Here is a 2,581-nt window from a genome sequence, read left to right as displayed (position 1 = left end):
CCTTGGGACCGATCGACGGCCCACCGACCTTACCGTCGTGGTTTTTGTCCAGTTGGTCAACACCCTATTCGGCGGCGTTCGAACCCGCAACGCGCATTTTTCGAGACAGCTTATTGGGCCAGAATGGGCCACCGCGAGTCTACCCAGGCGCCGGCTAGCCGAAGCCGTCGATTGGGAAAAATCTGCCAAATCTTGGCCGCTTGGAAGTCGCCCGTCATTTCAGCTGCGCGACCAGGTTCGCGTCCGGAAAGCAGGTGGCGGTCTTGCCGTTCTTCGCTTGCCAGACGCCGATCGAGCGGCGTGTCTTGAAGCCGGGCAGGCCGTCGGCGCTGCCGACATCGTAGCCCTTCGCCTCCAGCGCTTGCTGGAGGGCAGCGATATCGGACCGGTGGAGATCGCCCACCCGCCCCCAGGTACCGGCAAAGGTGGCGTCGCCTTTGGCGATGCGATCGGCGGCGTGGCCGATGAACAGCGCATAGAGATCGCTGGTGTTGTATTGCTTCAGCACATAGAAATTCGGCGTGACGATGAAAGCGGGGCCGCTGCGTCCGGCCGGCATCAGCAGGAAACCCTCGGCCTTGAGTTCACTGGCCGGAAACGCCTTTCCGTTGGCGCGCCTGATGCCCATCGCCACCCAGTCAGAAATCTTCTTACCCTGGTCGGGTCCTTCGAGCGCGCAGGAGACGTTTGCCGGCGCAATCACCTCCGTCCCCCAGCCGCGCCCCCTCACCCAGCCATAGTGGACAAGATAGTTGGCGATGGAGGCGAGCACGTCCGGCGTCGAATTCCAGATGTCGGGCCGGCCGTCGCCGTCGAAATCGACGGCATGCTTGAGGAAGGACGTCGGCATGAATTGCGGCTGGCCGAGCGCGCCGGCCCAGGAGGACTTCATCGCATTGACCGGAGCGAGCCCGCGCTCGACGATCTCTAGTGCGGCCAGCACCTCGGTGCGGAAGAAATCCTTCTTCGTCGACATGAACGCCTTGGTGCCTAGCACCTCGAAGGCGTCGTAGGGCATCTTGGCGGCGCCGAAGCCGGTCTCGCGACCCCAGATCGCCAGCACGATCTCGCCAGGCACGCCGTAGCGCTTCTCGATGAGCCCAAGCACGCGGGCGTTGGCGCTCTCGCGCGACCGTCCTCCGCCGGTGACGGCCCGAATGGTCTTCTCGGCGAAATAATTGGCGGGCGGACCGAACTCCGCCTGGTGCTGTTTTTGCGGCGTCGCCGGCTTCTCGCCGGGCATGACGAGATCCGGCAGTTTCAGGTTCGGCTTCACGCCGATGAAGGCGGCGTCGAAGGTCTTTTTGGAAATGCCTTTGGCCTTGGCCTCGGGCCAGAGGTCGTTTTGCAGCCAGGCCTGGAATTGGTTGTCGATGGGCGTGGCGCGAGCGGGGAGGGTGAGGAGGACGGCAAGCGCCGCAAGGAAAAATGCGAAGCCGAATTTGGAAAAGCCGCGTTCTGTCGCGCCCCCCTCTGTCTTGCCGGACATCTCCCCCACTTGGGGGGAGATTGGCTGTTTCGGTGCCCCGCCTCTTCCTGCGACCTTGGATATTGGCGAAAGCCGGCGTGACGTCTGATCTCCCCCCTTGCGGGGGAGATGTCCGGCAAGACAGAGGGGGGTGGGACGGAGTGCGGCCTTTCCGGGAAAAACGCCAGTCACCAATCCCCTCCCCTCAAAACGCCGTCCTCGAGCGCAGCGCCGCGGCAAGCGTGCCTTCGTCGAGATAGTCGAGTTCGCCGCCGACCGGAACGCCATGCGCGAGCCTAGTCACCTTGACCTCGGAACCCGAGAGCTGATCGGTCAGGTAGTGCGCCGTGGTCTGGCCCTCGACGGTGGCGTTGACGGCAAGGATCACCTCCTTCACCTCGCCGCCGGCGACACGGTCTACCAGCGAGCGGATGTTGAGCTGGTCCGGGCCGATGCCATCGAGCGGCGACAGCGTGCCGCCGAGCACGTGATAGCGCACATTCATGGCGGCGGCGCGTTCCAGCGCCCAGAGATCGGAGACGTCCTCGACGACGATAAGCGTGCCGGCATCGCGGCGTGGATCGGTGCAGATCATGCACGGGTCGGAGGTGTCGACATTGCCGCAGGTCGAGCAGATGCGCACTTTATCGGCCGCCTCGCCCATGGCTGCGGCTAAAGGCTCGAGCAGCTGCTCCTTCTTCTTGATGAGATGGAGAGCCGCGCGCCTTGCCGAACGCGGCCCGAGCCCCGGCACCTTGGCCAGGAGCTGGATCAGGCGTTCTATCTCTGGACCGGCGATTCTTTTCGACATCGCTCTGATCTAGAGCAATTCCGGGAAAAGTGCGAAACGGTTTTCAGAGCGCTTTGGTGACATCCGCAACAGGAAATGATCCGCCATGCCGTCAAGGCGGATCATTTGATGGCGGGTTGGCTCAGTAGGCTTCGAGCGGCCGGGACTGGCTGACAATCAGCGCGCCGATGGCGTCGGTGTTCTCAGGCGTCGACTGGAATCCCATCGCCGCTTCCTGCGGAGCGCTCGGAACGGAGGTGATGTAGCGACCTTTCAACGTGCCGCCGAAGCGGGAGGCGTCGGGCTCCTCCATCGGCTCCTGC

2 protein-coding genes and 1 pseudogene are annotated in these 2,581 nt (G+C 63.9%); all 3 read right to left on the bottom strand.

Going from position 1 to position 2,581, the window contains the following annotated elements; translation table 11 throughout:
• Positions 1 to 214: 214 nt before the first annotated feature.
• A complete protein-coding gene (locus EOA60_RS28185) occupies positions 215 to 1,489 on the bottom strand; it encodes a lytic murein transglycosylase (RefSeq protein ID WP_095824406.1) in 1,275 nt (424 codons plus the stop codon).
• 184 nt (positions 1,490 to 1,673) lie between these two features.
• Positions 1,674 to 2,279 carry a recombination mediator RecR gene (gene recR / locus EOA60_RS28180; RefSeq protein WP_095824245.1) on the bottom strand — a complete coding sequence of 202 codons (606 nt, stop codon included), beginning with the start codon at positions 2,277 to 2,279 and terminating at the stop codon, positions 1,674 to 1,676.
• A gap of 121 nt (positions 2,280 to 2,400) precedes the next feature.
• Positions 2,401 to 2,581: pseudogene (locus EOA60_RS28175) on the bottom strand (cell wall hydrolase); the annotation flags it as partial.

Source organism: Mesorhizobium sp. M1A.F.Ca.IN.020.06.1.1, from assembly GCF_004023265.1.
Lineage (GTDB): Bacteria > Pseudomonadota > Alphaproteobacteria > Rhizobiales > Rhizobiaceae > Mesorhizobium.
This window is presented reverse-complemented; position numbering and strand designations above follow the sequence as displayed.